Here is a 25,992-nt window from a genome sequence, read left to right as displayed (position 1 = left end):
TTTTACTCCATCTGTGCCTCGTCAAAAAGCAACGCCGCACAGATGCACTGTGCGGCGCGTATTGATCACTTCTTGATGATGTTGTGCTCCGGGCCATACGGGAATTGGGTGATGTTTTCACCGCCCTGCTCGTTGACGATCAGTATGTCGTGTTCACGATAGCCGCCTGCACCCGGAAGGCCTTCAGGCAGCATGATCATCGGTTCAATGGACACCACCATCCCGGGTTCCAGCACGGTGTCGATGTCTTCGCGCAATTCCAGCCCGGCTTCGCGGCCATAGTAGTGGCTCAACGTACCGAAGGAGTGGCCGTAGCCAAAGGTGCGGTATTGCAGCAGATCGTGTTCCAGGAAGATCTCGTTCAACTGCAGGGCGATATCGCAGCAGCGCATGCCTGGCTTGATCAGTTTCAGACCGGCCTCGTGCACTTTGACGTTCACTTCCCACAAGCGCAGGTGCTCGTCGGAACAGTGATCCAGGAACAAGGTACGTTCCAGCGCGGTGTAGTAACCGGCGATCATCGGGAAGCAATTGAGACTAAGAATGTCGCCCTTGTTGACCTTGCGCGACGTCACCGGGTTATGGGCGCCGTCAGTGTTGATCCCGGACTGGAACCAGGTCCAGGTGTCCATCAGCTCGGAGTCCGGGAACGTACGGGCAATCTCGCGCACCATGGCCTGGGTGGCGTGCAAGGCCACCTCATATTCTGGCACCTGATCACGCAACGCTTCGACGATAGCGGCACCGCCGATGTCTGCTATGCGGGCACCATGACGAATGATCACGTGTTCTTCGGCGGACTTGATCATGCGCATGCGCATGCAGGGCGCGGCGATATCCACCAGTTCAGCCTGCGGATAGCGGCTGGCGAGTTTGTCGCGGTTAAGCAAATTCAGATGGTCGAACTCGATGCCGATCCGCCCGGCCTTGGGCAAGGCTTGCTGGATCGCGACGAAATAGTTATCGCGCTGCCAGTCGGTGTAGACGATGTTTTCGGTACCGACGGTACGGCGCCATGGCTGGCCACCGTCGATGTTGGCGCTGATGGTCACGGCGCTGTCCTGAGTCACGACCAACGCGTATTGACGACCGAAGGAGCAGTACAGGAAATCGCTGTAGTAATTGATGTTGTGATAGGAGGTGAAGACAGCCGCGTCGATATTGTTCTGCGCCAGGTAAGCCCGCAATTTCGCTTGGCGATTGGCGTATTCCTGAGCCGAGAACGTTGGGTTCACTTTTTCGCCGTTCTTGATCTGGATGGTTTTAGGCATTTGCATGTCATAGATCCTTGTCATTGTTTGAGCTACAGAAGGCGCCAATCTGGCGGGCCCTTGAGGATCATTCGAACAGATGCAAGGTGAGCTTTTTTGCGCGAATCCGACCTGTAGTTGGTCATATCCGCTGTTTACCAAAGTGCCCCTCAAAGCCAATGCCAGTGAGTCAAGCCATAACGCGACTTGTAGCAGCTGGCGCAGCCTGCGTCCGGCTGCGCAGCAGTCGTAAACCCCGGTACCCGGTGGGTCTGACACACCGCATAGGCTGGTTTTGCGACTGCTGCGCAGCCGGACGCAGGCTGCGCCAGCTGCTACAAGGAATGTGGTGTTACGGGTTGGTGTGGGGGGAGTACTTTTATTTCAGCATTGAGGTCGGCTGACTCGCCGTCATCGCAGAGGCGAGTTTTTTTTGCGCGGCTGTTTGCGAAAATACCCCTCAGGGCCAATACCAGTGAGTCGAGCCATAACACGACTTGTAGCAGCTGGCGCAGTCTGCGTTCGGCTGCGCAGCAGTCGTAAACCCTGGTACCCGGTGGGTCTGACACACCGCATAGGCTGGTTTTGCGACTGCTGCGCAGCCGGATGCAGGCTTCGCCAGCTGCTACAAGGCATGTGGTGTGACGGGTTGGTGTGGGGGGAGTAGTTTTATTTCAGCATTGATGTCGGCTGACTCGCCGCCATTGCGGGCGAGTTCGCTCCCACATGGTCACGAGGATGCGCGCCGAAGTACTGACGATAGCAGCGGAAGAAATGTTGCAGCGAGACGAATCCGCACTCGCGAGCGACATCCGACAGGGGCTGTTCGCCGGCCCTCAACAACTGACGCGCCTGTTGTAGACGCAAGTCCAGATAATGCCTTGAGGGCGAACACCCCAGACTGCGTTTGAACAGGCGCTCCAGATGCCGCCGCGAAATGCCCATGTCGTGGGCTAATTCGTCGATACCCAGCATTCGATCCAGGTGCTCATTCATTAATGCCAATGTCGCTTGAAGTTTGGCCGGGGTGTTAGGCATGGGCAGTAGCGGCCGGGCCTGACGCGCTGCATGTTTTTCCATGCGCAGGATCAGGCCTCGGCCGTGGGTCCGGGCCAACAGTTCGTGCATCAACCCCTGAACGGCCTGCGGGCCGACGCAGGTCAGGCGTTGGCGATCGACGCAGAACGGTGCCGCCACCGGTGTCAACTCGCTGAAGGCAGCAAATGCCATTGAAGGGTCGGGCTCCGGCAGGCTGCAGCGAAAACCATCCAGAGCGCCCACCTGCGCCAGTAGCCAACCGGCCTTGCCCAAAGCACCGAGGCTGACCGGCTGCGTGGCCCAGTAACGCAGCTGCTGTCGAACGCCTGGATGATCCGAGCCTGTAGGCAGGTTCTCGCCCCCGCAGAGGATTAACACATCAAGCATTTGCGCCTGATCCAGTCGCGCAGTCGCCGTAGCGATGCCATTGCTGGCGTGCAGTGGCTGGCCCTCCAGGCTGAGAATTTGCCACTGGCAAACACTGCGCCCCGCCAACTGATTGGCGAGGCGCAAGGGCTCCAGCGCGTTAGCCAGGGCAAACAAATCGAAGGCTTCCATCAACCAGAAACCTATGCGCAATACCGGCGGTTGTAGCCGGCCAGATTCGCTCAGTTGCAGCATGTCGCGCATCGCGCTGGGTGCCCGATCCCACTCTTGAACACGTCAAAACCACTGATAGCCATCGTTGATCTCCGCGCCGCTTCACTGTTGTCAGAAACTCATCCGATTGTCGGCGTCAGGGATCATCAAGGCGTGTCAGATATCGACTCCTAATTGTTCGCCGCTACCGATGGCGAGCGGCAGGAGAATGTCGATGACACAGGGAAGCTTTGGTGAGTTTCACCCTTCTGCGAGTGAACCCAGGATGGCAAAACAAAGGGCGAAGTCGTCTGTCTAAAACGCCTGGAAAAGGATCACACCGGTGAAGCCTCTCCCACCACGCCAGATTCAAGTGTCGCCGCCGAGGCGGGTCTCAGCGTGAAAACCCGCCTGATCGCGCTGGTTGTCGCGGTGACCTTTTTTATGGAAAACCTCGACGCCACGGTCATCGCGACGGCGTTGCCAGCCATGGCAACAGCGTTCGCGATTACACCGGTCGACATGAACGTGGGGATCACCGCCTACATTCTCGCGGTGGCGATCTTCATTCCGCTTTCAAGCTGGATCGCCGACCGGTTTGGCGCATGGCGGGCATGCGGGGGAAAGTGTCTTGAAGCGCCCTTGATCAAGCCTTCTTCACACGGGAGAGATCGTGGCAAGCGCACCAATCAAAATGGTTAACAGCAGGAATCCACCGAGAAAAATAGCCATCTTGCCCATTGGGGCCTCCTAACGTATGAGGTTGCGATGCAGCCGCTACAGAACTGCGGATCGTGCCGTCATTGTGAGCCGGAGGCTGGGTGCATTACAGATGCAGATGGTGAAGGAAAGTGCGGATCAGCGTGGAAACCACGCAGATAAACCCAATGACGTTCAGCGGCTTAACTGCGTGGCACATATCGCTCCGGATAGATCCTTATGGCGGTGTTCGCGCGTCGTAAGCGCTAAGCACTCACCTGCTTTATCCAGTCAAGGCTCGCAACAGTTGTACCGGAAGGACGGTACTCACACCCGATCCACCCTGAGTAGCCACGCTGCTCCAGCACCGCGAACAACGCAGCGAAATCGATGTTCCCCGTTCCGGGTTCGTGACGACCCGGGCAGTCGGCAATTTGCACATGGACGGTTCTGTCATAAAACCGCTCCAGGACATCTGCTGCGTCGCCGGTCAGAAGCTGCGCATGGTAAAGATCGAGAATCAGACCAACACTCGGGAAGGTCTCCAGCACCTGCTGCGCCTTACTGAAGTCAGACATGTAATAGCCCGGCATCTCCTGCGAACTGATCACTTCGATAAGCGGCCGCAAACCCTGATCTTCGAAGTACTTGACTGCATATTCAAGGTTACCCTCGAAGATAAGCGCTGCCTCATCCTGCGTCGTAATTCCAGACATGATGTGGACATCCGAACACCCCAGCGCCTTTGCATAGCGGGTGGCCTGGAGCAACCCGTCGCGGAACTCTGCTTCCTTGCCCTGCAAGGCAGCAATGCCTTTGGTAACACCAGCCGGCGCGGCGAACTGAATCAACGGCAGACCGTATTGAGCCAAGTGATCCGCCAGTCGACTCGCGTCGAATTCATAGGGGGACGGGAACTCCACCGCCCGAAAACCAGCGGCGGCGGCAGCTTCGATCCGCTGCAGAAAAGGCAACTCATTGAATTGGAAACCGAGATGAGCATTGAACTTGAGCATTGGGTAGACATCCATCCTGGGAAGAAACGAAATCATCAGCCTGGAGCATCCTTCTTCGTCAGAACGCTCCCCAATAATTCGTTAATCAGTGCAGCACTGATTGTTTTTTGCCGACACAAGATACAGAAATACAGCTCAGCCGCACTCAATCTCACAGCCATAAATTGTATTTCGTTATGACAATGGTCAATTATGGACACTGCTTCTGGCACGGAAATGCAGAGCATTCACTTCTTGAAGATACATTCGGCGCTCACTATCAACCGAGTTAACCGAATGAGATTCCATCAAAAGCTCACGACAAGCTTGACTGATTCTCGAACGAAACAAACCACGGACATTACCTCTATAATGCCCTTCACTGCCGCTCAATCAATGCCTGCACTCCGACAACACCACTTGGCAAGTATTCGGCGTCCCACCGGAACGGCCGGCATAGCGCATGCAATTATCCAGGGATTTTTTGCGAGCCATGTCCAAGGTGGGCCCCCAAGCCAGGCCGCCCTCGCCGGCAGCGGGAACCGCTTTTGCATAGCAGCTTGAGCCGTTGTTCGAGGCCGAATAGCGGGCCCGGGCATTTTTGCCTGCACACCCTGCTGTCAGCACGAGGTTGATGGCGAACAGGCAGGGTAGGACCCAGAACAAGCAGTGGCGCGCTGTTTTTCCGGCCATCCCATTTCCCCTGTATCAAGAGGCTAGCGGCATGTTTGTGATGGTGCGCTATTTAGATTAGACGGTGTCGCACCTGTCACCGGGACCTGTTTATCGGACCTCGCGCATTCGGCTGCGTTTGCCAGGGGCGGGTTGAAATGGCCGTGGCTATTTCACTGCGCTTCCTTGCTTGATATCTCCGCAAAAAATATCGACGCTGCCACTGTCCGGTGCGGTTCGCACAACGACGGAGTACTCACCGGAGAGCAGAACGGGCAGTTCGACCGGTGCGCCTCGTGTAAAAGACCAGCCGCGTATGGGTTGTCGCTCGGTGTTGACCTGATCATTCATTGCAAAGGCGACAGGTCCAGGTTGCTGGCAGCTGCCTTTATTGATGTAGGTGTAGAGGCGCAACGGCAGAGAGACTCCGCTTGGAGCACCACTGATGAAGAAATTGAATCCGGTTTTTTTGTCCCAGCTTGTCAACGTTACATTGCCGATCTGACCAGTGTTCTGCCGAGTCGCAACCAGAGTAACGGACACTCCATGGTCTGATGACGTGGTACAGCCGAAGAGGCTTGCAGCGGTCATCAGGACTGCAAGTGAGTGTCTGAGCTTCATTGCGAACCTCCTTCGCGAATGGGTGACAGCGTGTTGAAACGTCCTTGATCGAACGGCTTGCTATCGCCCTCCTTCAATCAGCGAAGTCGAGCGTGTCGCCAGGACGTCACTGTTCCGGCGTTTTAAGCGGTGACAGTCAAAGGATCTCGTCCATCGCTTGATTGTAGGTCCTGTCCAATTGATCCAGCAGATCGTTTTCTTTTTCGAGTTGTTCGAGCAGCTTTAGCATGTCGTCCGTCCCTCCAGGCTTTGTATCGGCCTTACGGACACCGAGTATCTGCGCCAGTCTGGTAAAAATGTGGTGCACGGTGGAAACCGGCAATTTTTCTTCGATGACGACTTTTACAATCTCGATGGCGATCTTGCCGGCGACATCCAGGGCTTTCGCCACCGGAAGGTCCTTGGGTGCCCCCTTCAGCGCTTCAGAGATACGACGACCAATCTCCTCCCAACTGACATCGAGCTTATCCCTTGAGAATGTTTGAAACGTAGAACGCCGCATCAGCAATGCGATCGTGGCCAGACATTGCACCCGAATGACCAGATTGCCGATTTCGGCAGCCCGTGGAAAAGCTTCAGCCTTATATCGCTCGAGGTTTTCCTGGGCTTGTCTGGTGTCATCGCTCAGTTTTTTGAACGCTTTTAACGCGCTCGACGTCGGATCATGCTCTACGGCATCACCCGCATCGACCGGCGGAACATTGAAGGGCTCCTGCTGAACCTCAAACCCTCGGATCAGGAGGGCGGTAATTGCCTGCTCCATCTTCATGTGTACCATGTTTACCTTGCTCGCAAACGCCCCCCGCTTCTCCGGGAAGCTGGTGATGTACCGTTGTGCCTCCAGCGCAGACTGTCTTGTTTTCTCGGCCCGTTTGGGGTTGTTGTCACGGAAGTCGGCAAGATAGCTTTCGATGATCCTGCGACCCGATTCATCGTCCTCGATACTTTTTTCGTCTGCGTCGATAAAGGCCTTCAACCCCTCGTCAAGGCGTCGTTGCAAGTCTTCAAGGTCTGGAGGATCGGCCATTTCAGGTCTCCGGAAGGAGGCTGTTGAGGTCCGAAAGAGTCTAGTTCATGGGCGATAACCCATGATGCCAGTTGAATCCGGGCGAACAGGCGCGTCTCTGAAAGGGAGACACATCGCGCTCATGACTCTCGGTCCAGAGCAGGGAATTTTGTGTCATAAAATATACAACTGGCGCCCCCCCTGAATATCCCTTGCAAAGTCTCAACCTTGCACCTTTACTCATTACGGAGTTTCTGAACACAACCTCATCAAACAGGTCTTCCACAGCAAGGGTTAAACACGCTTGTTGACATTGCGCCTTGTTCTCTTCCTGGTCTACCAGGAGAACTCAATGGATGACAAAAAATATGAAAGAGCGTTTCGCAGCAGTTATCCGAAATCTTATATCTCCTTCAATACGGTATGAGATACGAAACGCTGCAACCTGGTCCAGAGATATCCTTGGACGTGCATGTTTCTGGCGCTGGGAAATTGCCAGATTCAAATTGCAGAAGGAAAGTCCTTACGAATTCCTCTATATCGGAAGGAAAAAGCAGCGGGAGATGGCCAAGCTGCTCATAGGGGGAAAATCCCCTGAGGATTCCCCCATGGTCGACGGCGAACCGGAACCTGCCACGTCCAATCATGTGGTAGTGATCAGTGAAGCGCCGAGCTCAGGGGCCTTGTCTGTACCCATCTATCTGAGCGCCGTCGTACCGCTGGGGCGATCCATCGAGGACATCACCGCAAAATACGATAGCGAATTGCGTCGAAGTATTCGCAAGAACCGACCGCGCTACCGAATGCGTCAGACCCTGCTGGATGAGGAAATCGAAAAGGCAGACAGGGAAATGCTTCGCCCTTATGCCACGGCAAGGCAAGGCATCCACGCTGCGCAAGTTGCCACGCAGGAGGTGTTGAGGATAGCCAAGACTGTCGGTCGGCTCGACCTGATAATGCTCGGGGACGAGGTTGTTGCCTGCCACCTTGGCTGTGTCATAACACGGGGCGGAAAGCGCTACTGGAGCACGCTGCGTTTCGGATATTGCGAGGCGGTTTTTTCAGATGCCAAGCGATTGCGCGAAGTCAACTCGATCACCACATTCATGGCACTTGAATGGGCAATAGATAACGGTTTCGATTATTACGACATCGGTCTTTGCCTGGCACGGCCGGATGACGGCCTCCTGAAATGGAAAAGAAGGCGTGGCGGTGATATCGCTTCCTTGGGAAACCACGCTTACATGTTTGTCCGGCTGCCCAAGACGGGCACAGCCAAATTCCTCTGGGCCACGCCGCTATTCGCCGTCGAAGGAAAGAAATTGACTCTCCACCTTGGCTTGCCGGACGGGCCAAGCGATGAGGAAGTCGCCAACCGTTACCATGAAATGGTATTTGGCGGACTGCACAAAATTTATCTCTATTGCGCCAAAAGCTCGGGCGAACAATTTCTCGAAACCTTGCGCAGTCGCTACACCAATTTGCAGACCCTGCCCATTGTGGAAAGGATTTCATCCAGCTGAGCAATTTCCAGGACTGAATTAAATACCGCGCTTCACGCCTGACTATTGACCCTATCCCGCAGGGAGGACTCTTTATGGAAAGCGATGTCTCGGAAATACGCACGTCGACTGCGGGTAATCGAAAAAAATGGACCCTGGCCGCCTACAAACATATTGCAAGAAAAAGACTCGCCCGAAAGGCGGATATCGAATTAAAAAGCGTCGCGGTGAAAAGCTGGGATATTGCACCGGGCGAGACATCGCATGCTCCGTCGGCGTTCTTCCTGCCCAATCAACTGGAACGCGTGACAGGATGGGAGGCAAAGCGTTTTTATCCTTTTGAGCACCCCGCTCGCACCATGAATGGGCTGGGCAGCGTCGAACAAGGCCCGACACGTGGCTACTTGATCAAGGATGTCTGGCTGATCGATGGAGCGCTCTACAAGGACAATGCCAGTCTCTGGGTGTCTCTCAAACCGAGTAGGTTTCCGCGAATTTCCGTGGAACACGAATTCGATCGCGCAGCCGTCTACTGCACGCAAAACGGCAATACATGGTTCGGTACCTGGTTGATGGAAGACTGCGTGACCTATCCATTGGCCTGCAACGAAGGCGTCCCGGTGACTACCGCGCCATCCACCCGGTTTCCCCTGTTTCCCCAAGGCCCCGCCTATGAGGACTGGCTGGGTATGAAACCGGTCCGCTCGCACAGTGCGTTTTTTCGTGAGCTGGTGATTTTCGACGATTTGAGTAACAACCGAAGCCGATATTCACGTTTCCGTGGCATGGGTGAAAAACTACTGTCACACGTGAGCTATGACACTCACCCTGGCGTGTTCATTCTCCGGGGGAGCGGCGGTGAAGTGCGCTTTATGCGCAATGAACTTGAGCTCGCGGAACATCTGCGTCAGAGCCGGGGATTTCGCATCATCGACGCTTCGAAATCCGATGTCCCGACCATAGTGGCGACCTGTGCCGGGGCGCGAACCGTGATAGGGGTCGAAGGAAGCCAGCTCGTACACGGCATCAATGTACTCCAGCCGGGTGGTTCGTTGCTGACACTGCAGCCACCGAACCGTTTCGTCAGCTACTACAAGTACCTGACGGATCGCGATCACCAGAATTTTGGCTTTGTGGTCGGAACGCCAGAGGGCGATGGCTTCAAAATCGACGTCGAAGAGGTTGAGCGCACACTGGACCTGTTCCCGGCATGACACAGGCTTGAGGGATGTCTGAAAACGACGTCCAGAACTTGCTGCCCCCTCCCCAAAAAAATCCGCTGACGCCAAGTCTGTTTCAAGCGTGTGCGAGAAAGGCCGGACCAGGCGTCCGGCCGCCAGGTGGCTTGCCACCAGGGCCAGTCCGCACAAGGCTATTCCTTGGCCATCGATAGCCGCCTGGGTCAGCACCTTGGTGTCGTCGTTGCCGAGAGGAAACAACGATGACGGGAGGATCCAGTTGTTGCTTGAAATGCAACCGGTGACTTTATTCGTATGAACGATGGGACTTACCAGAACCGCTGACCACTTCTGGTGGATTTTCATTGGCAGAAAACACAGCTTGCCCATCAGCCGACGAAATCTCAGGCGAGCCAGGCCGGGTTTTCGATCAATAGCGCCATGCCTTGCCCGCCGCCAACACAGGCCGCGGCGACCCCGTAACGCAGATTGTGCTCACGCAGTTGTCGCGCCAGGGTCAACACCAGACGCAAGCCACTGGCGGCCAAGGGATGTCCGAGCGCCAGTGAACCACCCTGGACGTTCAGGCGCGAACGGTCCAGTTCCAGCTCCTGTGCCACCGCCAGGACTTGGGCGGCCTGGGCTTCATTGATTTCAAAGCGGTCGATCTGCTCCAGGTTCAAGCCGCTGCGCTGCAACAGCAGGCGAATCGCCGGTGCCGGACCGATGCCCATAAACTCCGGCGCCACCCCGATCACCGCGCAGGCCCGCAGCAAGGCCAACGGTGTATCCCGACAGGCCGAAGCGCGCCCGACCAGGGCCGCTGCCGCGCCATCGACCACCGCACAACTGTTGCCGGCGGTTTGCACCCCGCCTTCGTGCACGGTGCGCAACCGGGCCAAAGCCGCGATCTCTCCGGGCCGTGGGTGGCTGTCTTCACTCACCGTGTCGGCACCGCGTGACAGGCGGATGCCGCGTGGCTGATAGCCTTCCAGCTCAAACACCTGATGCCCCACGGCAACGATCTCGGGTGCCAGCCAGCCCGATTGTTGTGCCGCAAACGCCCTCTGGTGGCTGGTGCAGGCGTAGGCGTCCACCGCTTCGCGACTCAGCCCATAACGCCGCGCCAGGTTGTCGGCGGTGGTGATCATGTCCACCCCGGGAGCCGGGTCGTACAACGCCTCCCAGAGAAAATCCTTGAACTGCACTTCTGTGCCAAGGCGGAAGCCACCTCGATGGGTATAGGCCGCAATCGGATTGCGCGACATCGATTCGGCGGCCACGCACAGCGCCAATTGCACGCCGTCACCCAGTTGCCTGGCGGCCTGGCGCAGCAGTTCGAAACCGGTAGCGCAGATGCGCTGCACCCCCAGTGCCGGAACCGATTGCGCCACGCCGCTGTAGAGGCCGATGTGCCGTGGCAGCAGGTAGGCATCGAAGCTGGCCTGGGCCATGGAACCCGCCAGCACGCTGTCGACTGCCAGCGGATCGACTCCCGCGCGAGCCAGCACTTCGCGCCCGACCTTGATGCCCAGGTCGATCGGCGAAACCTCGGCCAATGCCCCACCGAGATCCACCCACGGCGTTCGCACCGCATCGAAAATTGCCGCATCGGCAAAGGCCGAGTACTGCCCGCCTGCGCTCACGACTTCGCCCCGGCGCGCAGGATGGCCGGATCGAGCCCGCGATACAGCGCCTCGACCTGCTCCGCACGCCACTGCAATACCGCACGCTGATTGATCGAGCCCTTGTCGGTGATTTCCCCCCGGTCGATGGACGCCGGCTCATCGAGCAAGGCAATCCACTCCAGGCGACTGGCATTGCCCGTGGCCTCGCGATTGAGTCGCTGCAACCAGCCGGCGAACCACTCGCGCACCGGCGCGCTGGCCAACACCTCGGTGTCACTGGAACTGGCGGCAAGCCCTGAGAGCCGTCGACACTCAAACATCCGCGCAAAGACCAGCGCGCCCAGGCATTCACGATCCGGCGCGGTCACCACCAAGTCTTGAACATAGGGCGAACCTTCGAGCACCGCGCGGCTGCGCAACGGCCCGACACTGACAAACACCCCGGATGACAACTTGAAATCTTCGGCGATGCGCCCATCGAACATCAGCCCCAATTGCGGATCGCGCGGGTCGGCGAGCTTGAGCGCATCACCGGAACAGTAGAAGCCCTGCGGGTCGAACGCTTCGAGGGTCTGCTGCGGTGACCGCCAGTAGCCGGGCATGATGTGCGGCCCACGAAAGCGCCCTTCCAGTTTTCCGTCCACCGGCACCAGACGCACCTCACAACCAGGCGCCGGCAGGCCGACATAACCGGCCATGGACAACGGCCCGGTGGTGAAGGTGCAGGACGGTGAAGCCTCGGTCATGCCGAGCCCGGCCATCATGCGGACACGCTCACCGCAGTGCTGTTCGGCGACACGGTCGAGCCGGTCCCAGACACTTTGCGACAGACCGGCGGCGGCAAAGAAGAACAGGCTGATGCGTTTGAAAAAGATCTCCCGCAGCTCCGCGTCCTGCTCCAGTGCCGAGACCAGCTCTTCCCAGCCCTTGGGCACGGTCAGATAGGCGGTGGGCGACACTTCCTTGAGGTTACGCAGGGTCTGCGCGAAACCCTGCGCCGTGGGCTTGCCGTCGTCCAGGTAAAAGCTGCCACCGTTGTAGAGCACGATGCCGACGTTGTGGCTGCCGCCGAAAGTGTGGTTCCACGGCAGCCAGTCCACCAGTACCGGCGGTTCTTCGCCGAACACCGGAAACGTCTGCAACAGCATTTGTTGGTTAGAGCACAGCATGCGTTGGGTGGTGATCACCGCCTTGGGCAGTTTGGTCGAACCGGAGGTGAACAGGAACTTGGCGATGCTGTCCGGCCCCGTGCTGGCAAACGCGGCTTCGGCCTCGGCACCGCCCGGCTGCTCAAACAGGCTGGCGAAGCTGACCTGGCGGCGTCCCGCAATTCCCCCCCGGACGGTAATCATGGGCGTTTCAGCCGGCAGCACCGCCTCGATGGCACGCCGGTAGGCCGCGGCATCACTGACAAACACCAGGCCAGGCTGCAGCAGGTCGCAGACGTGACGCAGCTTGGCGAAATCCTGGGACAACAGCGAATAGGCCGGCGACACCGGGCAGTAAGGAATGCCCGCATACAGGGCGCCGAAGGCGAGCTGCAAATGCTCGATGTCATTGCCCGAGAGCAGCACCAGCGGTTTGTCCGCCGACAGGCCGTAGCTCAACAGGCTTTGGGCGATGGCCCGGACACTGTCGAGCATCTGGGCGTAACTGATCCGGCGCCAGTCACCGTCGGCTTGGCGGGCGGCGATAAAAGTCTGCTCGGGACGCACCCGAGCCCAATGCACCAGACGGTCAAGCAGTCGCGGCGGATAGTCGGCCAATGGCTCCAGGGAACGCATGTGCAACGCGCCCTGCTGCTCTGTCACCTCGACCGCTGCGCGACCGACGGACACGTGACGGTAGCGCGGCGCACTGGCCTCGGTGTGGGGTTGCGATCTGAATTCGGAACTCACGTGCTTGTTCTCCATCAAGGCACGCTACCACCAAGCCGCACGAATGGGCATGGTGGTGGCGGCAGCCTTTTTATTGTTATTTCTGCCGTTCAGATCGGGTAATGCCGCGGTCCATGCTGCAGGGTGACCCAGCGCAACTGGGTGAAATGCTCGATGGACGCCTTGCCGCCAAAGCTGCCGTAGCCGCTGGACTTGACCCCGCCGAAGGGCATTTGCGCTTCGTCGTGCACGGTCGGGCCATTGATATGGCAGATACCCGACTCGATCCGTTGGGCCAGCGCCAGGGCGCGCCCGGTGTTACGGCTGAAAATCGCCGCCGACAAACCGAACTCGGAGTCGTTGGCCAGACGCAGCAGCGCTTCATCGCCCTCCCCGCGCAACAACACCGCCACCGGGCCAAAGGACTCCTCACGGTACAGACGCATGGTCTCGTTGACACCATCGAGCAGGGTCGGCTGTAAAATGCTGCCGTCCAGCTGTCCGCCAACCACTAGCCGCGCGCCCTTGGCCAGGGCATCGTCGATCAACCCTTTGATGCGCACTCCGGCACTGGTATCCACCAGCGAACCGAGCACAGAATCCGCCAGCGCGGGATCACCGGCGCGCAGGGTCGAGACCTTGGCCGCCAGCTTGGCGACAAAGGCGTCGGCGACCTTCCCATCGACGATCAACCGTTCGGTGGACATGCAGATCTGTCCCTGATTGAAGTACGCGCCGAAAGCGGCTGCCTCCACCGCCGCATCCAGGTCGGCATCATCAAGCACCAGCAACGGCGCCTTGCCACCCAACTCCAGCAAGGCCGGCTTGAGGTGGCGCGCCGAGAGTTCGCCGACGATGCGCCCGACACGGGTCGAACCTGTGAAGTTGACCCGCCGCACCGCCGGGTTGGCGATCAGCCGCTCGACAATCGCCGCGGCATCCGCCGGGGCATTACTGATGACGTTGACCACGCCATCACCTACCCCGGCATCCTGCAAGACCTGGCCGATCAGGCGGTGCACCGCCGGGCTTAACTCGGAGGCCTTGAGCACCACGGTATTGCCGCATGCCAGCGGCATAGCGATGGCGCGGGTGGCGAGAATCACCGGGGCATTCCACGGGGCGATACCCAGCACCACACCGCAGGGTTGACGCAGAGCCATGGCAAAACTGCCCGGCACATCCGAGGGAATGACTTCGCCATTGATCTGGGTGGTCATCGATGCTGCTTCACGCAACATGTTGGCCGCCAGCCGCACGTTGAATCCGTACCAGTTGGCCATGGCCCCGGTTTCGCCGGCCGCGGCAATGAACTCATTGCTGCGCGCCTGCAACTGCTCGGCCGCCTTGAGCAAACGGGTACGACGTTCATTGGGCGCCAGGGCGGCCCAGGCGGGAAACGCTGCCTGGGCCGCCGCCACCGCGGCATCGGCATCTTCCAGTGTGGCGGCGGCAACCCGCGATACCACTTCACCGGTCACCGGGTTGCGACGTTCGAAGGTTCGACCGTCGCGGGCAGGGAGCGACTGGCCGCCAATCAACAGGGGCACGTCCAGCATGGTGATTCCTCTTTATTGTCTTTATCGGGAATACATTCGAGCGATGCAGAGCGCCGGGGCGGACATGCATCCGGCTATCAGTCTCAGCGTTTGTAGGCCTGCAGACCGGGCTTGATGCTCTTGTCGTCGAGGAATTGCTTCATGCCCTGCTCGCGGCCACCTTCGGTGTCGAGCAGGCGCGACTGATCCAGCTTGGCGTACAGGTAGTCCTCGTTCTGCTCCCAGGTCAGCTCGCGGCAGCGCTTGAAGCCATGTTTGGCCGCACGCAGCACCACCGGGTTTTTCTCCAGCAGGTTGCGCGCCAGGTCCACTGTGACTTCACGCAGTTGCGCCAGGGGTACGCTTTCGTTGACCAGGCCCATCTCGGCGGCTTTCTGCCCACCGAAGGTCTTGCCAGTCATGATGTAGTACAGCGACTGACGATGGCCCACGGTGTCGGCCATGGCTTTGCTCACCAGATTGCCCGGCGGGATGCCCCAGTTGATTTCCGAGAGGCCGAAGGTCGCTTCGTCGGCGCAGATCGCCAGGTCACAGGCCACCAGCGGGCTGAAGCCTCCACCGAAACACCAGCCGTTGACCATGGCGATGGTCGGCTTGGTGTACATGCGCAGCAGTTTCCATTGCCATTGCGAGGCTTCACGGCGGATTTTTTCCTGGAGGATCTCCGGGCCCGCGTCCACTTCGCGGAAGTATTCCTTGAGGTCCATGCCCGCGGTCCAGGCTTCGCCGGCACCGGTCAGCACCAACACGCCGGCCGCCGGATCCTGCTCCAGGGTTTCCAGCACATCGATCATTTCCCGGTTGAGTGTCGGGCTCATGGCGTTGCGTTTTTCCGGGCGATTGAGAATGACCCAGGCGATGCCTTCTTCGATCTCGACCTTGACGGTTGTCCAGCGACCTTCGTAGTTGCTCATGGCGTTTCTCTCTTGTTCTTGACTTGAAGATGACTGGAAATTAAAGGAGTCATATAGTTATGTCAATTAACTATTAATTGAATTAACCATTTTTTATCCAGCTGGAAATCTCCTCCGAACCAACCACCATGAACGGCAGGCATAGCTATCAGCGGCCAACCCCGGCAAACTAGATACTCTTGTTAACCGCCACCTCTTCAGGATTCACCCGCAATGGCCAAGCCTTCTCCCCTCGCCGACCAGAGCGAGTCCCCGTCCGCCACCGCCGAGATGCAGGCACCGCTGGATTCGGCACTGGATGACCTGATCGGCTACGCGATGCGGCGCGCCCAACTCAAACTGTTCCAGAACCTGATTGGCCGCCTGTCAGCCCACGACCTGCGCCCCGCGCAGTTCTCGGCCCTGGCGATCATCGACCAGAATCCAGGGCTGATGCAGGCCGACCTGGCCCGGGCCCTGGCCATCGAACCGCCGCAGGTGGTGCCGCTGCTCAATAAACTGGAAAGCCGCGCGCTGGCGGTGCGGGTGCGCTGCAAGCCGGACAAACGCTCTTATGGAATCTTCCTGAGCAAGACCGGCCAAACCTTGCTCAAGGAGCTCAAGCAGATCGCCGCGCAAAGCGATTTCGACTCCACTTCAACGCTGACCGGCGAAGAACGCGAGGAGCTGCTGCGCTTGCTGAGAAAGGTTTATCAGGACTGAACGCACGCTGCCGGCACGCTCCAGAAGGGGCGGCCGGCGGGGAATATCGAAGGACCCGGGATTACCAGATCGGCAAGGTATAGAGCACCAGGAAGCGGGTCTGGTTTTCATCGCGGAATGCCGTACCGGCCGGGAAGTCATTGCGATAGATCGACTTGCGCGCCAACAGACCGACGTTTTTCAGCGGGCCGCTCTGAATCACATAACCCAGTTCCATCTGAAACTCGCGTTCCTTGCGGTCATCGGCATTGAAGGCGGCCAACTCGATATTGTCGCCGCGCACATAACGCAGGCGCCCCTTTAGCCCAGGTATGCCGGAGGCGACGAAGTCATAGTCGTAGATGGCCTGCCAGGTGCGCTCCCTGGCATTGAGAAAGTCCGAACTCATGGTCAGTTCGCTCATGCCCATCAACTCGGTGCCAGAGATGTACGGCGTCGCCGTGTCGCCACTGGAGTGCATGTAGCCAAGGCTCACCCAGTGCCCGCCGTAGCGGTAGCCGAACAATGCCGAGAGGTTGCGGTTGTCCACCTCACCCGCCTTGGCGCTGCCATCCTCGCGGCTGAAAAAACTGCGCAGGTCGCTGGTGAACACACCTTCGCCGAGCGGCAGGTTATGCAGCAATGCCAGGGTGTCCTGTTGGTACAGGTCGGTCACCTCGGCATGGTAGGCGCGCAGGCTCAGGTCCTTGCTGACCTGGTAATCACCCCCCAGATAGGCCAAGTGTGAGGTGGTGGCAGAGCCGTTGAAACGCCGGTTCGGCGAGGCGATGGTCATGGCCTGATAGTCCGTGGAATCGCGCTTGTTGATGCGATCGATGTAACCGGTGTTCAGGGTCAGGCCATTGATATCCCTGGAACTGAGCGTGGTGCCGCGAAAGGTCTGTGGCAGCAGTCGCGACGGGCTGGCAAAGGCAAACGGCAGGAAGATCGAGACATCGCCGCTCTTGATCGTTGTCTGGGCAAACCGCAGCTTGGCCGTCGGAGCCAGCCGCGAATAGTCATCCGCTGCGCGCTTGTCACTTGCCGACACCGGCAACAGTTCAGTGCCGCTGCGATCCGGAGCGGAGTCGAGCTTGACCCCCAGCAGCCCCCGCACGTCCAGACCAAAGCCCACAGTTCCTTCGGTAAACCCCGACTCCATGCCCATGATGAAACCCTGAGCCCATTCCCGCGCGGCAGTCTTGGCGCCGCCGTCCTGGTATTCACGGTCAATGTAGTAATTGCGCAGGGTCAAGTTTGCGTGACTGTCCTCGATTAACCCCTCGGCCCACAGCTGAGAGGGCAGAACGCTGACACCAACCAGCGCCACGATCCATCCTGGATGGACACTGCAAATACAGGGGAGCGACGCTACGGAACTGGTGTTCATGGGGCGTTTGGGCATGTTCGAAATCCATTTTTTATTGTTGTTTGTGGGTGTCGGACCCGCACGGGAGTGCCGGCTTCACGAACAGAGAATGGAAACAGCCAAGGGTCGTCGTCAATTGCAGATGACCGATAATCGAACATTAATATTATTATCTATTTTTTCTATCTATCTATGACCTAACCATAACAGTATGTTTTTTAAAGCTTTATTTTATGTTTGCGTGAATTTTATGACGTCATTCTTTTTTTAGTTATCTTTGTTATCTTAATCACCAGCAGTCACTGCCGGCGCACCCAACGCACGGAGGGCTCGACTGCATAACAAAAACAACAATGAGGTTCACCCATGGACAGTCCATCGCGTCGCTCGACGCTGACAATCGCTTTGTGCTTTATCGTTGCGCTGATCGAGGGGTTCGATCTGCAGGCTGCCGGCACCGCTGCCACAGGATTGCGCCAGAGCTTTGCCCTGGACCCGAAGATGATGGGCTGGGTATTCAGCGCCGGGATCATTGGCCTGCTGCCTGGCGCGTTTTTTGGCGGCTGGGTGGCCGATCGTATCGGCCGCAAGAAAATCCTCGTCGGCGCCGTGCTGCTGTTCGGTGTCTTCTCGCTCTGCACCGCCTATGTCGAGAGCTATTCCAGCCTGCTGCTGGTGCGCTTCATGACCGGCCTGGGTCTGGGTGCCGCCCTGCCCAACCTGATTGCCCTGTGTGCCGAGGCCGTGAGCGAGCGCCATCGCGGCACCGCCATCAGCGTCATGTACTGCGGCGTGCCCTTGGGTGGCGCGCTGGCGGCAGTGGTGGCGATGTTTTCCAGTGAACACTGGCAAACCACCTTTATCATCGGCGGTCTGACACCCTTGCTGGTGGTGCCGCTGATGGCCCTGCTGCTGCCCGAATCCACTGCGTTCCACCAGCAACACGTCACCACCACCAGCCCACGGTCGTCCACCGCCCAGGCGCTGTTCGGCGAAGGACGCGCACGCAGCACACTGGCCTTGTGGTTGAGCTACTTTTTCACCCTGACCGTGATGTACATGCTGCTCAACTGGCTGCCCTCGCTGCTGCTGGAACAGGGTTTCACCAAGCCCCAGGCAGGCATGGTACAGATGCTGTTCAACATAGGCGGCGCCATTGGTTCGCTGCTCGGCGGGGTGATGCTGGACCGCTGCAACGGTTTGAAAGTGGTCCTGTTCGTGTACGCCGGGGTATTGGCGGCGCTGGCCGGGGTCGGCCTGTCAGTGGGTATCGTGCCGATGGCAATCGCCGGGTTTGCCGTCGGGCTGTTCGTCATGGCCGCACAGCTTGTGCTGTATGCACTGGCGCCCCCTTCCTACCCGACGTCGGTGCGCGCCACCGGTGTCGGCGCTGCCGTGGCCATCGGCCGGCTCGGTTCGGTGGCAGGTCCCCTGGCCGCCGGCCAGATCCTCGCCGCCGGTGCCGGCACCACTGGCGTGCTGCTGGCAACTTCACCAGGGTTGGTAATCGCCGCGCTGTCGATCCTGACCGTGATCGCCCGCACTGGCGCGATCGCCGAGCCGCAACCGGAAGCGGCAAACTGAGCCCCGCTACCAAGGTTTAAGGAGTGAAAATGCCCGGCCATTTACCGCAATGCCGTTCAGTCAAGCGAATGTCGCTCCTACAATTTCCTTAACTGAACAGCATTACGGCCATTTACCGGGCATTTTTATGGACACCAAACCAACTGCCCGGTTAGCGGTGCTCGTGCTGTGCTGGATGCGAGAAGCAGCACAGCCAAAAGCGGTCATTCCGGTAAATGATGAAATCAAATCTTGAGGCCGCATGTGCTGGCCTACAACCTCAAACGAATGATGCGCATCTTCGGCATTGCAGGACTACTTGAAGCGATCAGGGCGTAAATCCAGACACTTGATCGTCCGTGAGCGACTGTTTGGTCCGCTGGCGCGGCCCAAACAGCATTTACGAGCGACTTGATTTGACTAGTGCAATTCGCGCTTCCGTCTGCTGGTTTCGCAGGCAACGCCCGTAACGCTCAGTTTTCGACGTATTCAGTGCGTTTTCACACAGCCTGGGTCGTTTCTGCCCCTCATGTTTCGTCAGTGTTTCATTTGCAAAGAGCCGGTTTTGCGCCACCGGCGCCGCCGCCTCATGGTGGCAGGCAGAAATCGGCGAGGAACAGTCATTCAACTTCTACGAAACCAGGGGATGATACAAAGCGACCGTCAGGCTGTGTCAGATACACAGGCAGCCTGATCGAGAGCTACGCTAATGCCTGGTGAGGCCCGGCCCATCCAAATCAGCAGTGGCGCACGCACATGGTTTTCTCTTTACTGATGGCGTTGGTATTAGCGTTCCTGATTGGCTGGGTTTCGCAGCGCATGGGTATGTGCCTGGTCAAAGCGAGCGAACAATTGCTGGCGGGGCGCCCGACGTTGTTTGTCGCACTGACATCGTGTGGATTGTTCGGGTTGATGCTGGCCCCGCTCTATCGTTTCTCCGAGGTCAGCCTGCCGCTGTACTCGCCTGATATTTCCTATCCTTTACTGGTTTCTGGAGGCTTGTTGTTCGGGGTGGCATCGGTGCTGAACAACGGTTGCAGCGTAGGCACGCTGACCAAGTTTGCCTGTGGCAATTTCAATAAACTGTTCACAATGATCGGCTGGGTCCTGGGGATCGTGCTCTGGTATTACATGCGCATGATGCCCGAACAGAAGACCATTCTGATGCCGGAAATTTCCAGCCGCCATTACTGGCTGTTGATCGGTGTAGTGGCGCTGGTGCTGATATTTTTGGTCGGCATACATGGTAATAAACACCTGGTTTTCTCCAGTATGCTGCTGGGTGCGTTGACGAGTGCGCTCTATACGTTCGAGCCGTTATGGACACCTAGTGTGTTCTTTTACAATGTTTCGCAGATGTTCTGGCAAGCCGATATGGCAATCAGCGCCCGGCGTATTGCGGTGTTTGTTATGTTGCTGGCAGGCATGCTGAGTTTTACCCTGTACAGGAAAATGTTCCGTTTCGAGGCCTTTACCCCATCAAAGGCTGGCGTTCATTTGTTGGCGGGTATTTTGATGGGGATTGGGGCTTCGATGATGCTCGGCGGTAACGACTCGCAAATACTGTTGGTGTTTCCAACACTGGGCGTTGCTTCAAGCATTCCACTGGTGTCGATTGCCACAGGCATTCTGGTGTCATTGTGGTGCAAAAAGCGCGGTACGAGTTGAACACCCTCAAGATGGTTCCAGAGGTGTGCCGTATTTTTTGTGCAACAGCCAATCCAACTGAATTGATTCTCGCTAGCGCCCCCATGCACCCATTTCGGGTCGCCCCGAAGAGTTAACCTTCCGCATTTGCTATGGAAAGGGCTTCGAGCAGCACCTGCTCCAGGATGGCAAAAAAACATTTGATATGAGCCTGTTTCAATGCCTGAGGCCGGGTCACCAGATAGACGTCCATATCTGGAAGTTGCAGATCCGGGAACAACTCGATCAGGTCCTTTGCCAGAATACGGGGCAGTACTGCCACACCCATTCCTCGCCGCACCGATTCGAGCTGAACCGCGAACGAATTCATGCTGATCTGCGCGCGTTCCAGGCCCGCGGCCTTTGCCGCACGCATTTGAGGCAACATGTCCAGCGGAGGAAGCAAGGCAATATTGACCGCAGTGGCCGGAGTCACCCCTGGATACCGTTTCAGATAACCTGCATCGGCGAAAACACCGTAAGCGAGCCTGCCTATTGGTCGGTAAATCAGCGACGGTTCGCCCAGATGAGCTGTGCGTACAGCAATGTCTGCCACGCCGCGGACGATCTTGTGAAAGTCGGCTGTTGCCATCAACTCCACCGAGCAACGCGGGTGAAGTGAGGTGAAGCGACTCGCAGCCTCCAGCACGCAAGTCGAAAATCCCTCTCCTGCACTGACCAGGACACTGCCAAATAGCTCTGTGTGTAGCCCGGACATGCCCGCAACGGTTTGACGCCTCAAGCCCGCCTCCGCCGCCAGGGCAACTTCCACGAGGGATTGGCCCCGCGAGGTCAACCAGCATCCTTCAACGCCCCGCTCGACGAGTGGCTCGCCCAGGGCGCTCTCAAGTTGGGTCAAGCGGCGGGACACAGTAGACGCCGCAATCCCCAGCAACTGGCCAGCTTGAAGGAAGCTGCCACGCCGCGAGACTGCCAACAGCAGACGAAGATCGTCCCAATTTGCTTGCAACGCCATGCGTCCTATCCTCCCTGGTCTGCATATGTGCAAATCCATTATGCAGTAGTCGCTGTTTTTCGGGGGATGCCTCAAAGGTATATCTACAAGCCCTCGAAAACGAATGGAATGGACTGTATGACTACTGCCCCCAACGACTATGCAGAACGCGCCGCCAGTGCCTTCAATCGCCGTGATGTGGAGGCGATGCTTGCGCTGGTTTGCGAAGACTTTATCTACATCGATAGCATGGGGATACAAACCGGTCGCGAAGCCATGCGCAAACGAGAGAACGCATTGTTCGAAGCGCTCCCCGATGCCCAAGTAATCTTCAGCCCATTCGCCGTCGGTAATGATCGTTTGGCGCTGACTGCCGTCCTGACCGGCACCTTCGCCGCACCCTTGGTGTTGCCAGGCCGGGTGATTCCACCTCTTGGACGCCCTATTACCGTGCACTACGCCGCACACTTCACCTTCAGAGACGGACTGGCCATCCGTGAAGAGGCCTTCTTCGACAGTGCGGTGTTGATGCCGTTAGCCGAACAGGGTGAGGGTTGAGCCATGCGCAGCGCATTTGTTACTGGTGCAACCGGCTTGCTGGGCAACAACCTGGTGCGTGAATTGGTCGCTCATGGCTACGCGGTCAAAGCCCTGGTCCGCTCAAGAGCCAAAGGCGAACAGCAGTTCAACAATTTGCCGGGGGTGGAACTGGTCCTCGGGGACATGGCCGATGTCGACGCATTCGCAGCATCGCTGCAAGGTTGCGATACGGTGTTTCACACCGCGGCGTTCTTTCGCGATAACTACAAGGGTGGCAGCCACTGGAAGGAACTCGAAAAGATCAATGTCGCCGGTACGCGGGACCTGATTCACCAGGCCTACCGCGCCGGTATACGACGGTTCATCCATACGTCTTCCATTGCCGTGCTCGACGGCGCACCTGGCACATCCATCGATGAGACATGTCTGCGGGCCGACGCCGATGCGGATGACTACTACCGTAGCAAGATCATCGCCGACCGTGTCGTCTTGTCGTTCCTGGAGCTCCATCCCGAGATGCATGCCTGCATGGTCCTGCCTGGTTGGATGTGGGGCCCTGCCGACATTGGTCCGACCTCCTCGGGACAGTTGGTTAACGATGTCGTGCACGGCAAATTACCCGGACTGATCCCCGGTAGCTTCTCCGTTGTTGATGCCCGCGATGTGGCATTAGCGCAGATTGCCGCTGCCAAACATGGGCGGCGAGGTGAGCGCTATCTCGCGGCGGGCCGGCATATGACAATGCGTGAGCTGGTGCCTATTCTTGGACGTATAGCGGGCGTCAAGACCCCCGTTCGACAACTACCGCTCCCCTTTCTATTCGCCTTGGCGGCTGTGCAGGAGATTTATGCGCGTGTTACCGGCAAGCCCATTCTGCTGAGCATGGCCACGTTGCGCCTGTTGGTACGAGAGAAGGACCGCACCTGTTTCAACCACAGCAAGAGTGAACAAGAGCTTGGCCTGAGTTTCCGGGCGCTCGAGCTGACAATCACCGACACGGTGGCGTGGTACCGCGATCACGATTGGTTTGAGAATCAAACCTTAAATTCCCGGAACAGCACTTCTTCCACATTGACCGCACACCAGAACAAGGACGTAAACATACTGTGAGTAGGGAAATAATCCTGATGCGTCACGATAGCTGAAGAGCTGATCAAACTCCGAGGGTTCAAACGGGCGGGCTCACCCGTCATAGGCGTCAGTGAGCAAATGCACCAAAATTTTCAGTGTGCTGAGTTCAACCTTGCGGCTGCCTGGGACAATTGGTCTGGACATTGCTTGCTTTCAGACTCTGTGGCGGGCGATGTATTTCTGAAAAAGCTATTCGACCAGGTCCGCGCCTGACAGGCGGTTCAAGTCATATGTTCCGCGGATTGGGAGTGAGTGTCTGAGCGTTTGCGAATGGCTGCAATGAAAATGGCCCCTCGTGACAGGCAAAAATCGACCCAAAGGAGACGCTCGGAAGCGTCTCCGATCTCTGGACCATTCACATATCAGTAGGGTTTATCGCCGATAATGGCCGCGCGCTCCATCTTGCGATGGCAAGGCGGATAGTCCATCACGGCATAGTGCTGGGTGCAGCGGTTATCCCATATCGCCACGCTGTTTTTCTTCCAGCGCCAACGGACTTGGTACTCGGGGTTGTAGGCCTGGCTGATCAGGTACTTCAGCAGATCGACCCCTTTTTGGTTGTAGTCCTGGCCGACACGGACACGTCCCTGGCTGTGGTAATTCACGAAATGCGTAGCGTAGGCGTTGACGAACAACACCTTCTCACCGGTTTCGGGATGGGTGCGCACGACCGGATGTTCGGCATCCGGGTATTGCGCCTTCATCGCCAAGCGCTTTTCCTTGGGCATGGCCGCAGCAAACGACGCGTTGAAGCTGTGGCTGGCGATCAGGCTGTCGATTTCCTGCTTCACGTCCGCCGGTAGCTTGTCATAAGCCAGCACCATGTTGGCCCACATGGTGTCGCCGCCGACCGGAGGGCATTCGATGCATCGCAGCACCGCGCCCATCGGCGGCGACTCACGCCAGGTGGCATCGCAGTGCCAGGCATTTTCATAGCGATCCGCCGGGTTCTCAGGGGTCTTGTAGATTTGCACGAGGCCGGGAGCCTGCGGATGGCTTGGGAGCATCGGGTGGGTTTCAAGCTGGCCGAGGCGGCTGGCAAATGCTTCGTGATCGCGACGTGAAAGTTTGTCCAGATCTTGATCACGCAGGAACAGCACCTTGTATTTCAATAGCGCCGCGTAAATTTCATTGAACAAGCCATCATCGCGCACTGCGTCACCCAGGTTCACGTTGTGCAGTTCCGCGCCGATGGCACAGGTCAGTTGTTCGACTCGCATGGCGTCTCCGTTTCGATGCTTTATGGCCGGACCGTGGGCGGGGCAGGTGAATTCGTGCCTTGATACACGGCGGCGTTTTTTATTGTTGATCCAGTCTTTGCGGGTTCGGTAAGTGGGGATACGCGCGCCCGGCATACGCTCTTGCCCGATCGGCAGAGCGATTGCGGCCCCATGGTAGATTGCCCGAGAGCAGCGCCATGGGCATTGCGGGACAAAATCTTCGCGTATTGGGACGTGGCCAACGGGTTAAAGCGGCAGTGTCGCCTTGCTCTCTCGGTAGGCGGCGGCCCAATCCGAGGGTGTCTTGCCGAACTGGCTGCGGAACCAGCGTGAAAAGTCACCGGCGGAGGAAAATCCGAGGAGTTCGGCAACTTCATACAATCGGCGTTTGCTGTTGGCCAGGTACTCTTCGGCGAGTTCAGCACGGACAGCATTGATGATCGTTGTAACACTTTCTCCCTCGGCTGCCAGGTGTCGGCTAAGGGTGCGTCGATGCATGCCAAGATGCTGGGCAATCCCATCGACAGAACACAGTCCGCTTGGCAGCAGCATCTTGACGATCTGGCGTACCCGCTGCGCCGGCTCGTCGCGCAGGGTAGTCAACTGCATGTCCAGCGATCGCTTTATTTCACGATGCAACGCGGGGTCAGCCGCAGGAATGGGCATGTCCAGATCGCGCCTTCGGCAAACGATGGCATTGAACTCCTGTGAAAACTCAATAGCTGTGCCCAACACGCGGTGGTGCACTTCAAGGCTGGCAGGTCGCTCGTGAGTAAAACTGACCCTTATCGGGCGGAACATATCGCGCGTCAGCACGCTCAACGTCCGCAATCCAATACCCGTCGACTGTTCGATAGCCTGGCGCCAGACACCGTGATGGCCCTGCATTTTCACACCCACATGCAGCAGCACCAGGTCGCCTGCATCCTCAAGTCGCAACTCCACCCCAGCGTTATGCAGCCGCATATAGCTCGCGCACGATTGCAAGGCGGCGCGAAGTGTCGGTTCTTCGCGGATGAGTAGCGCGAGCATGCCGAAATTGGATAGGTGTCGCGTTTCCGCGAGCAGCAGTCCGAAGGCCTCCTGGCCGGAGAGGCGGGCCGATTCCTCCAGCAGCCAACCCACCGAATCGCTACTGATCATGATATTCGGATCGTCGAGGGCACTGGCTGGCAACTTGGCCAAACGCAGCATACGAAATGGATCGAGCCCCACTGAACGGGCAACCTGCTCATAGTTGGTAAGGCTGGCACTTCGCGTCAGGGTATACATGTGTCCTCATGTCCCAATTTCACAAGATTGTGTCCTGCCAAGCTTAGTGCAGGACAC

At 58.1% G+C, this 25,992-nt stretch carries 22 protein-coding genes and 2 pseudogenes; 10 read left to right on the top strand and 14 right to left on the bottom strand.

The annotated features are described in order from the left end of the window. Window positions 1-65: 65 nt before the first annotated feature. Both ACM6IR_RS25785 and ACM6IR_RS25780 read right to left on the bottom strand, forming a co-directional pair. Window positions 66-1,277 carry a M24 family metallopeptidase gene (locus ACM6IR_RS25785; protein WP_414910295.1) on the bottom strand — a complete coding sequence of 404 codons (1,212 nt, stop codon included), beginning with the start codon at window positions 1,275-1,277 and terminating at the stop codon, window positions 66-68. Window positions 1,278-1,919: 642 nt separating this feature from the next. Then, the gene (locus ACM6IR_RS25780; protein ID WP_414910294.1) at window positions 1,920-2,909 is read right to left on the bottom strand and encodes a GlxA family transcriptional regulator; all 990 of its coding nucleotides are present in this window, start codon (window positions 2,907-2,909) and stop codon (window positions 1,920-1,922) included. Between the two features lie 357 nt (window positions 2,910-3,266). Between ACM6IR_RS25780 and ACM6IR_RS25775 the strand changes: the two are divergent. Beyond that, window positions 3,267-3,491, top strand: a pseudogene (locus tag ACM6IR_RS25775) (MFS transporter); the annotation flags it as partial. Between the two features lie 341 nt (window positions 3,492-3,832). Here the strand turns inward: ACM6IR_RS25775 and ACM6IR_RS25770 are convergent. From ACM6IR_RS25770 to ACM6IR_RS25755, 4 genes are all read right to left on the bottom strand, one after another. Continuing rightward, window positions 3,833-4,582 (bottom strand): hydroxypyruvate isomerase family protein, encoded by a 750-nt coding sequence (locus ACM6IR_RS25770; protein WP_414910293.1) that lies wholly within the window; start codon window positions 4,580-4,582, stop codon window positions 3,833-3,835. Between the two features lie 372 nt (window positions 4,583-4,954). Beyond that, complete coding sequence (locus tag ACM6IR_RS25765) at window positions 4,955-5,254, bottom strand: hypothetical protein (protein WP_414910292.1); 300 nt, start codon at window positions 5,252-5,254, stop codon at window positions 4,955-4,957. A gap of 147 nt (window positions 5,255-5,401) precedes the next feature. Next, window positions 5,402-5,854 (bottom strand): hypothetical protein, encoded by a 453-nt coding sequence (locus tag ACM6IR_RS25760; RefSeq protein ID WP_414910291.1) that lies wholly within the window; start codon window positions 5,852-5,854, stop codon window positions 5,402-5,404. A 136-nt stretch (window positions 5,855-5,990) separates the two neighbouring features. Further along, window positions 5,991-6,881 carry a hypothetical protein gene (locus tag ACM6IR_RS25755; protein WP_414910290.1) on the bottom strand — a complete coding sequence of 297 codons (891 nt, stop codon included), beginning with the start codon at window positions 6,879-6,881 and terminating at the stop codon, window positions 5,991-5,993. A gap of 347 nt (window positions 6,882-7,228) precedes the next feature. Here ACM6IR_RS25755 and ACM6IR_RS25750 point away from each other — a divergent pair, with 347 nt between their 5' ends. Together ACM6IR_RS25750 and ACM6IR_RS25745 are read left to right on the top strand one after the other, a co-directional pair. Next, on the top strand, window positions 7,229-8,383 hold the full coding sequence (locus tag ACM6IR_RS25750) for a hypothetical protein (RefSeq protein ID WP_414910365.1): 1,155 nt from the start codon (window positions 7,229-7,231) through the stop codon (window positions 8,381-8,383). A gap of 74 nt (window positions 8,384-8,457) precedes the next feature. Continuing rightward, entirely contained in the window at window positions 8,458-9,576 is a 1,119-nt protein-coding gene (locus tag ACM6IR_RS25745; protein ID WP_414910289.1) for a glycosyltransferase 61 family protein, read from the top strand. 368 nt (window positions 9,577-9,944) lie between these two features. Here ACM6IR_RS25745 and ACM6IR_RS25740 read toward each other — a convergent pair whose 3' ends face one another. The 4 genes from ACM6IR_RS25740 to ACM6IR_RS25725 form a co-directional block, all read right to left on the bottom strand. After that, the gene (locus tag ACM6IR_RS25740; RefSeq protein ID WP_414910288.1) at window positions 9,945-11,186 is read right to left on the bottom strand and encodes a thiolase family protein; all 1,242 of its coding nucleotides are present in this window, start codon (window positions 11,184-11,186) and stop codon (window positions 9,945-9,947) included. Further along, window positions 11,183-13,066 (bottom strand): feruloyl-CoA synthase, encoded by a 1,884-nt coding sequence (locus ACM6IR_RS25735; RefSeq protein ID WP_414910287.1) that lies wholly within the window; start codon window positions 13,064-13,066, stop codon window positions 11,183-11,185. The genes ACM6IR_RS25740 and ACM6IR_RS25735 overlap by 4 nt, the downstream gene beginning before the upstream one ends. Window positions 13,067-13,155: 89 nt before the next feature. After that, window positions 13,156-14,604, bottom strand: coding sequence for an aldehyde dehydrogenase (locus ACM6IR_RS25730; RefSeq protein WP_414910286.1), 1,449 nt, complete (start codon window positions 14,602-14,604; stop codon window positions 13,156-13,158). 83 nt (window positions 14,605-14,687) lie between these two features. Then, window positions 14,688-15,518, bottom strand: coding sequence for a p-hydroxycinnamoyl CoA hydratase/lyase (locus ACM6IR_RS25725; RefSeq protein WP_046038330.1), 831 nt, complete (start codon window positions 15,516-15,518; stop codon window positions 14,688-14,690). Between the two features lie 213 nt (window positions 15,519-15,731). Between ACM6IR_RS25725 and ACM6IR_RS25720 the strand changes: the two genes are divergently transcribed. Then, entirely contained in the window at window positions 15,732-16,220 is a 489-nt protein-coding gene (locus ACM6IR_RS25720; RefSeq protein ID WP_414910285.1) for a MarR family winged helix-turn-helix transcriptional regulator, read from the top strand. Between the two features lie 61 nt (window positions 16,221-16,281). Here the strand turns inward: ACM6IR_RS25720 and ACM6IR_RS25715 are convergent, their stop codons facing one another. Then, window positions 16,282-17,589, bottom strand: a complete 1,308-nt coding sequence (locus tag ACM6IR_RS25715; RefSeq protein WP_414910364.1) for an OprD family porin — start codon at window positions 17,587-17,589, stop codon at window positions 16,282-16,284. Between the two features lie 345 nt (window positions 17,590-17,934). Here ACM6IR_RS25715 and mhpT point away from each other — a divergent pair, with 345 nt between their 5' ends. The 4 genes and pseudogenes from mhpT to ACM6IR_RS25695 all read left to right on the top strand — a co-directional run. Next, complete coding sequence (gene mhpT, locus ACM6IR_RS25710) at window positions 17,935-19,152, top strand: 3-(3-hydroxy-phenyl)propionate transporter MhpT (protein ID WP_414910284.1); 1,218 nt, start codon at window positions 17,935-17,937, stop codon at window positions 19,150-19,152. 49 nt (window positions 19,153-19,201) lie between these two features. Beyond that, entirely contained in the window at window positions 19,202-19,387 is a 186-nt protein-coding gene (locus ACM6IR_RS25705; protein ID WP_414910283.1) for a hypothetical protein, read from the top strand. 500 nt (window positions 19,388-19,887) lie between these two features. Continuing rightward, window positions 19,888-20,799: a YeeE/YedE thiosulfate transporter family protein gene (locus tag ACM6IR_RS25700; RefSeq protein ID WP_414910282.1), complete on the top strand. Its 912-nt coding sequence runs from the start codon at window positions 19,888-19,890 to the stop codon at window positions 20,797-20,799. Further along, window positions 20,757-20,873, top strand: a pseudogene (locus tag ACM6IR_RS25695) (adenosine-specific kinase); the annotation flags it as partial. The gene ACM6IR_RS25700 and the pseudogene ACM6IR_RS25695, both read left to right, overlap by 43 nt. A gap of 38 nt (window positions 20,874-20,911) precedes the next feature. On the opposite strand, the gene ACM6IR_RS25690 reads toward ACM6IR_RS25695, so the two are convergent. Next, window positions 20,912-21,793 (bottom strand): LysR family transcriptional regulator, encoded by an 882-nt coding sequence (locus tag ACM6IR_RS25690; RefSeq protein WP_414910281.1) that lies wholly within the window; start codon window positions 21,791-21,793, stop codon window positions 20,912-20,914. 117 nt (window positions 21,794-21,910) lie between these two features. Between ACM6IR_RS25690 and ACM6IR_RS25685 the strand changes: the two genes are divergently transcribed. Both ACM6IR_RS25685 and ACM6IR_RS25680 read left to right on the top strand, forming a co-directional pair. Continuing rightward, window positions 21,911-22,330 (top strand): ester cyclase, encoded by a 420-nt coding sequence (locus ACM6IR_RS25685; RefSeq protein WP_414910280.1) that lies wholly within the window; start codon window positions 21,911-21,913, stop codon window positions 22,328-22,330. Window positions 22,331-22,333: 3 nt separating this feature from the next. After that, window positions 22,334-23,422, top strand: a complete 1,089-nt coding sequence (locus tag ACM6IR_RS25680) for an SDR family oxidoreductase (RefSeq protein WP_414910279.1) — start codon at window positions 22,334-22,336, stop codon at window positions 23,420-23,422. 383 nt (window positions 23,423-23,805) lie between these two features. On the opposite strand, the gene ACM6IR_RS25675 is transcribed toward ACM6IR_RS25680, so the two are convergent. Both ACM6IR_RS25675 and ACM6IR_RS25670 read right to left on the bottom strand, forming a co-directional pair. Beyond that, window positions 23,806-24,663, bottom strand: a complete 858-nt coding sequence (locus tag ACM6IR_RS25675) for a TauD/TfdA dioxygenase family protein (protein WP_414910278.1) — start codon at window positions 24,661-24,663, stop codon at window positions 23,806-23,808. A 246-nt stretch (window positions 24,664-24,909) separates the two neighbouring features. Then, window positions 24,910-25,935, bottom strand: a complete 1,026-nt coding sequence (locus ACM6IR_RS25670; RefSeq protein WP_414910277.1) for an AraC family transcriptional regulator — start codon at window positions 25,933-25,935, stop codon at window positions 24,910-24,912. Window positions 25,936-25,992: the final 57 nt, after the last annotated feature.

The organism is Pseudomonas sp. IT-P253, from assembly GCF_949768125.1.
In the GTDB taxonomy this organism is placed as follows: Bacteria; Pseudomonadota; Gammaproteobacteria; order Pseudomonadales; family Pseudomonadaceae; genus Aquipseudomonas.
The sequence above is the reverse complement of the archived record's forward strand: the minus strand, read 5'-3'. Positions and strand labels throughout refer to the sequence as shown.

What these genes read in the sequence shown, in the direction of transcription:
- ACM6IR_RS25785 (WP_414910295.1), bottom strand. Translation starts at nt 1,277, where the DNA reads ATGCAAATGCCTAAAACCATCCAGATCAAGAACGGCGAAAAAGTGAAC.
- ACM6IR_RS25780 (WP_414910294.1), bottom strand. Translation starts at nt 2,909, where the DNA reads ATGCTGCAACTGAGCGAATCTGGCCGGCTACAACCGCCGGTATTGCGC.
- ACM6IR_RS25770 (WP_414910293.1), bottom strand. Translation starts at nt 4,582, where the DNA reads ATGCTCAAGTTCAATGCTCATCTCGGTTTCCAATTCAATGAGTTGCCT.
- ACM6IR_RS25765 (WP_414910292.1), bottom strand. Translation starts at nt 5,254, where the DNA reads ATGGCCGGAAAAACAGCGCGCCACTGCTTGTTCTGGGTCCTACCCTGC.
- ACM6IR_RS25760 (WP_414910291.1), bottom strand. Translation starts at nt 5,854, where the DNA reads ATGAAGCTCAGACACTCACTTGCAGTCCTGATGACCGCTGCAAGCCTC.
- ACM6IR_RS25755 (WP_414910290.1), bottom strand. Translation starts at nt 6,881, where the DNA reads ATGGCCGATCCTCCAGACCTTGAAGACTTGCAACGACGCCTTGACGAG.
- ACM6IR_RS25750 (WP_414910365.1), top strand. Translation starts at nt 7,229, where the DNA reads ATGAAAGAGCGTTTCGCAGCAGTTATCCGAAATCTTATATCTCCTTCA.
- ACM6IR_RS25745 (WP_414910289.1), top strand. Translation starts at nt 8,458, where the DNA reads ATGGAAAGCGATGTCTCGGAAATACGCACGTCGACTGCGGGTAATCGA.
- ACM6IR_RS25730 (WP_414910286.1), bottom strand. Translation starts at nt 14,604, where the DNA reads ATGCTGGACGTGCCCCTGTTGATTGGCGGCCAGTCGCTCCCTGCCCGC.
- ACM6IR_RS25725 (WP_046038330.1), bottom strand. Translation starts at nt 15,518, where the DNA reads ATGAGCAACTACGAAGGTCGCTGGACAACCGTCAAGGTCGAGATCGAA.
- ACM6IR_RS25720 (WP_414910285.1), top strand. Translation starts at nt 15,732, where the DNA reads ATGGCCAAGCCTTCTCCCCTCGCCGACCAGAGCGAGTCCCCGTCCGCC.
- ACM6IR_RS25715 (WP_414910364.1), bottom strand. Translation starts at nt 17,589, where the DNA reads ATGAACACCAGTTCCGTAGCGTCGCTCCCCTGTATTTGCAGTGTCCAT.
- mhpT (WP_414910284.1), top strand. Translation starts at nt 17,935, where the DNA reads ATGGACAGTCCATCGCGTCGCTCGACGCTGACAATCGCTTTGTGCTTT.
- ACM6IR_RS25705 (WP_414910283.1), top strand. Translation starts at nt 19,202, where the DNA reads ATGCCGTTCAGTCAAGCGAATGTCGCTCCTACAATTTCCTTAACTGAA.
- ACM6IR_RS25700 (WP_414910282.1), top strand. Translation starts at nt 19,888, where the DNA reads ATGGTTTTCTCTTTACTGATGGCGTTGGTATTAGCGTTCCTGATTGGC.
- ACM6IR_RS25690 (WP_414910281.1), bottom strand. Translation starts at nt 21,793, where the DNA reads ATGGCGTTGCAAGCAAATTGGGACGATCTTCGTCTGCTGTTGGCAGTC.
- ACM6IR_RS25685 (WP_414910280.1), top strand. Translation starts at nt 21,911, where the DNA reads ATGACTACTGCCCCCAACGACTATGCAGAACGCGCCGCCAGTGCCTTC.
- ACM6IR_RS25680 (WP_414910279.1), top strand. Translation starts at nt 22,334, where the DNA reads ATGCGCAGCGCATTTGTTACTGGTGCAACCGGCTTGCTGGGCAACAAC.
- ACM6IR_RS25675 (WP_414910278.1), bottom strand. Translation starts at nt 24,663, where the DNA reads ATGCGAGTCGAACAACTGACCTGTGCCATCGGCGCGGAACTGCACAAC.
- ACM6IR_RS25670 (WP_414910277.1), bottom strand. Translation starts at nt 25,935, where the DNA reads ATGTATACCCTGACGCGAAGTGCCAGCCTTACCAACTATGAGCAGGTT.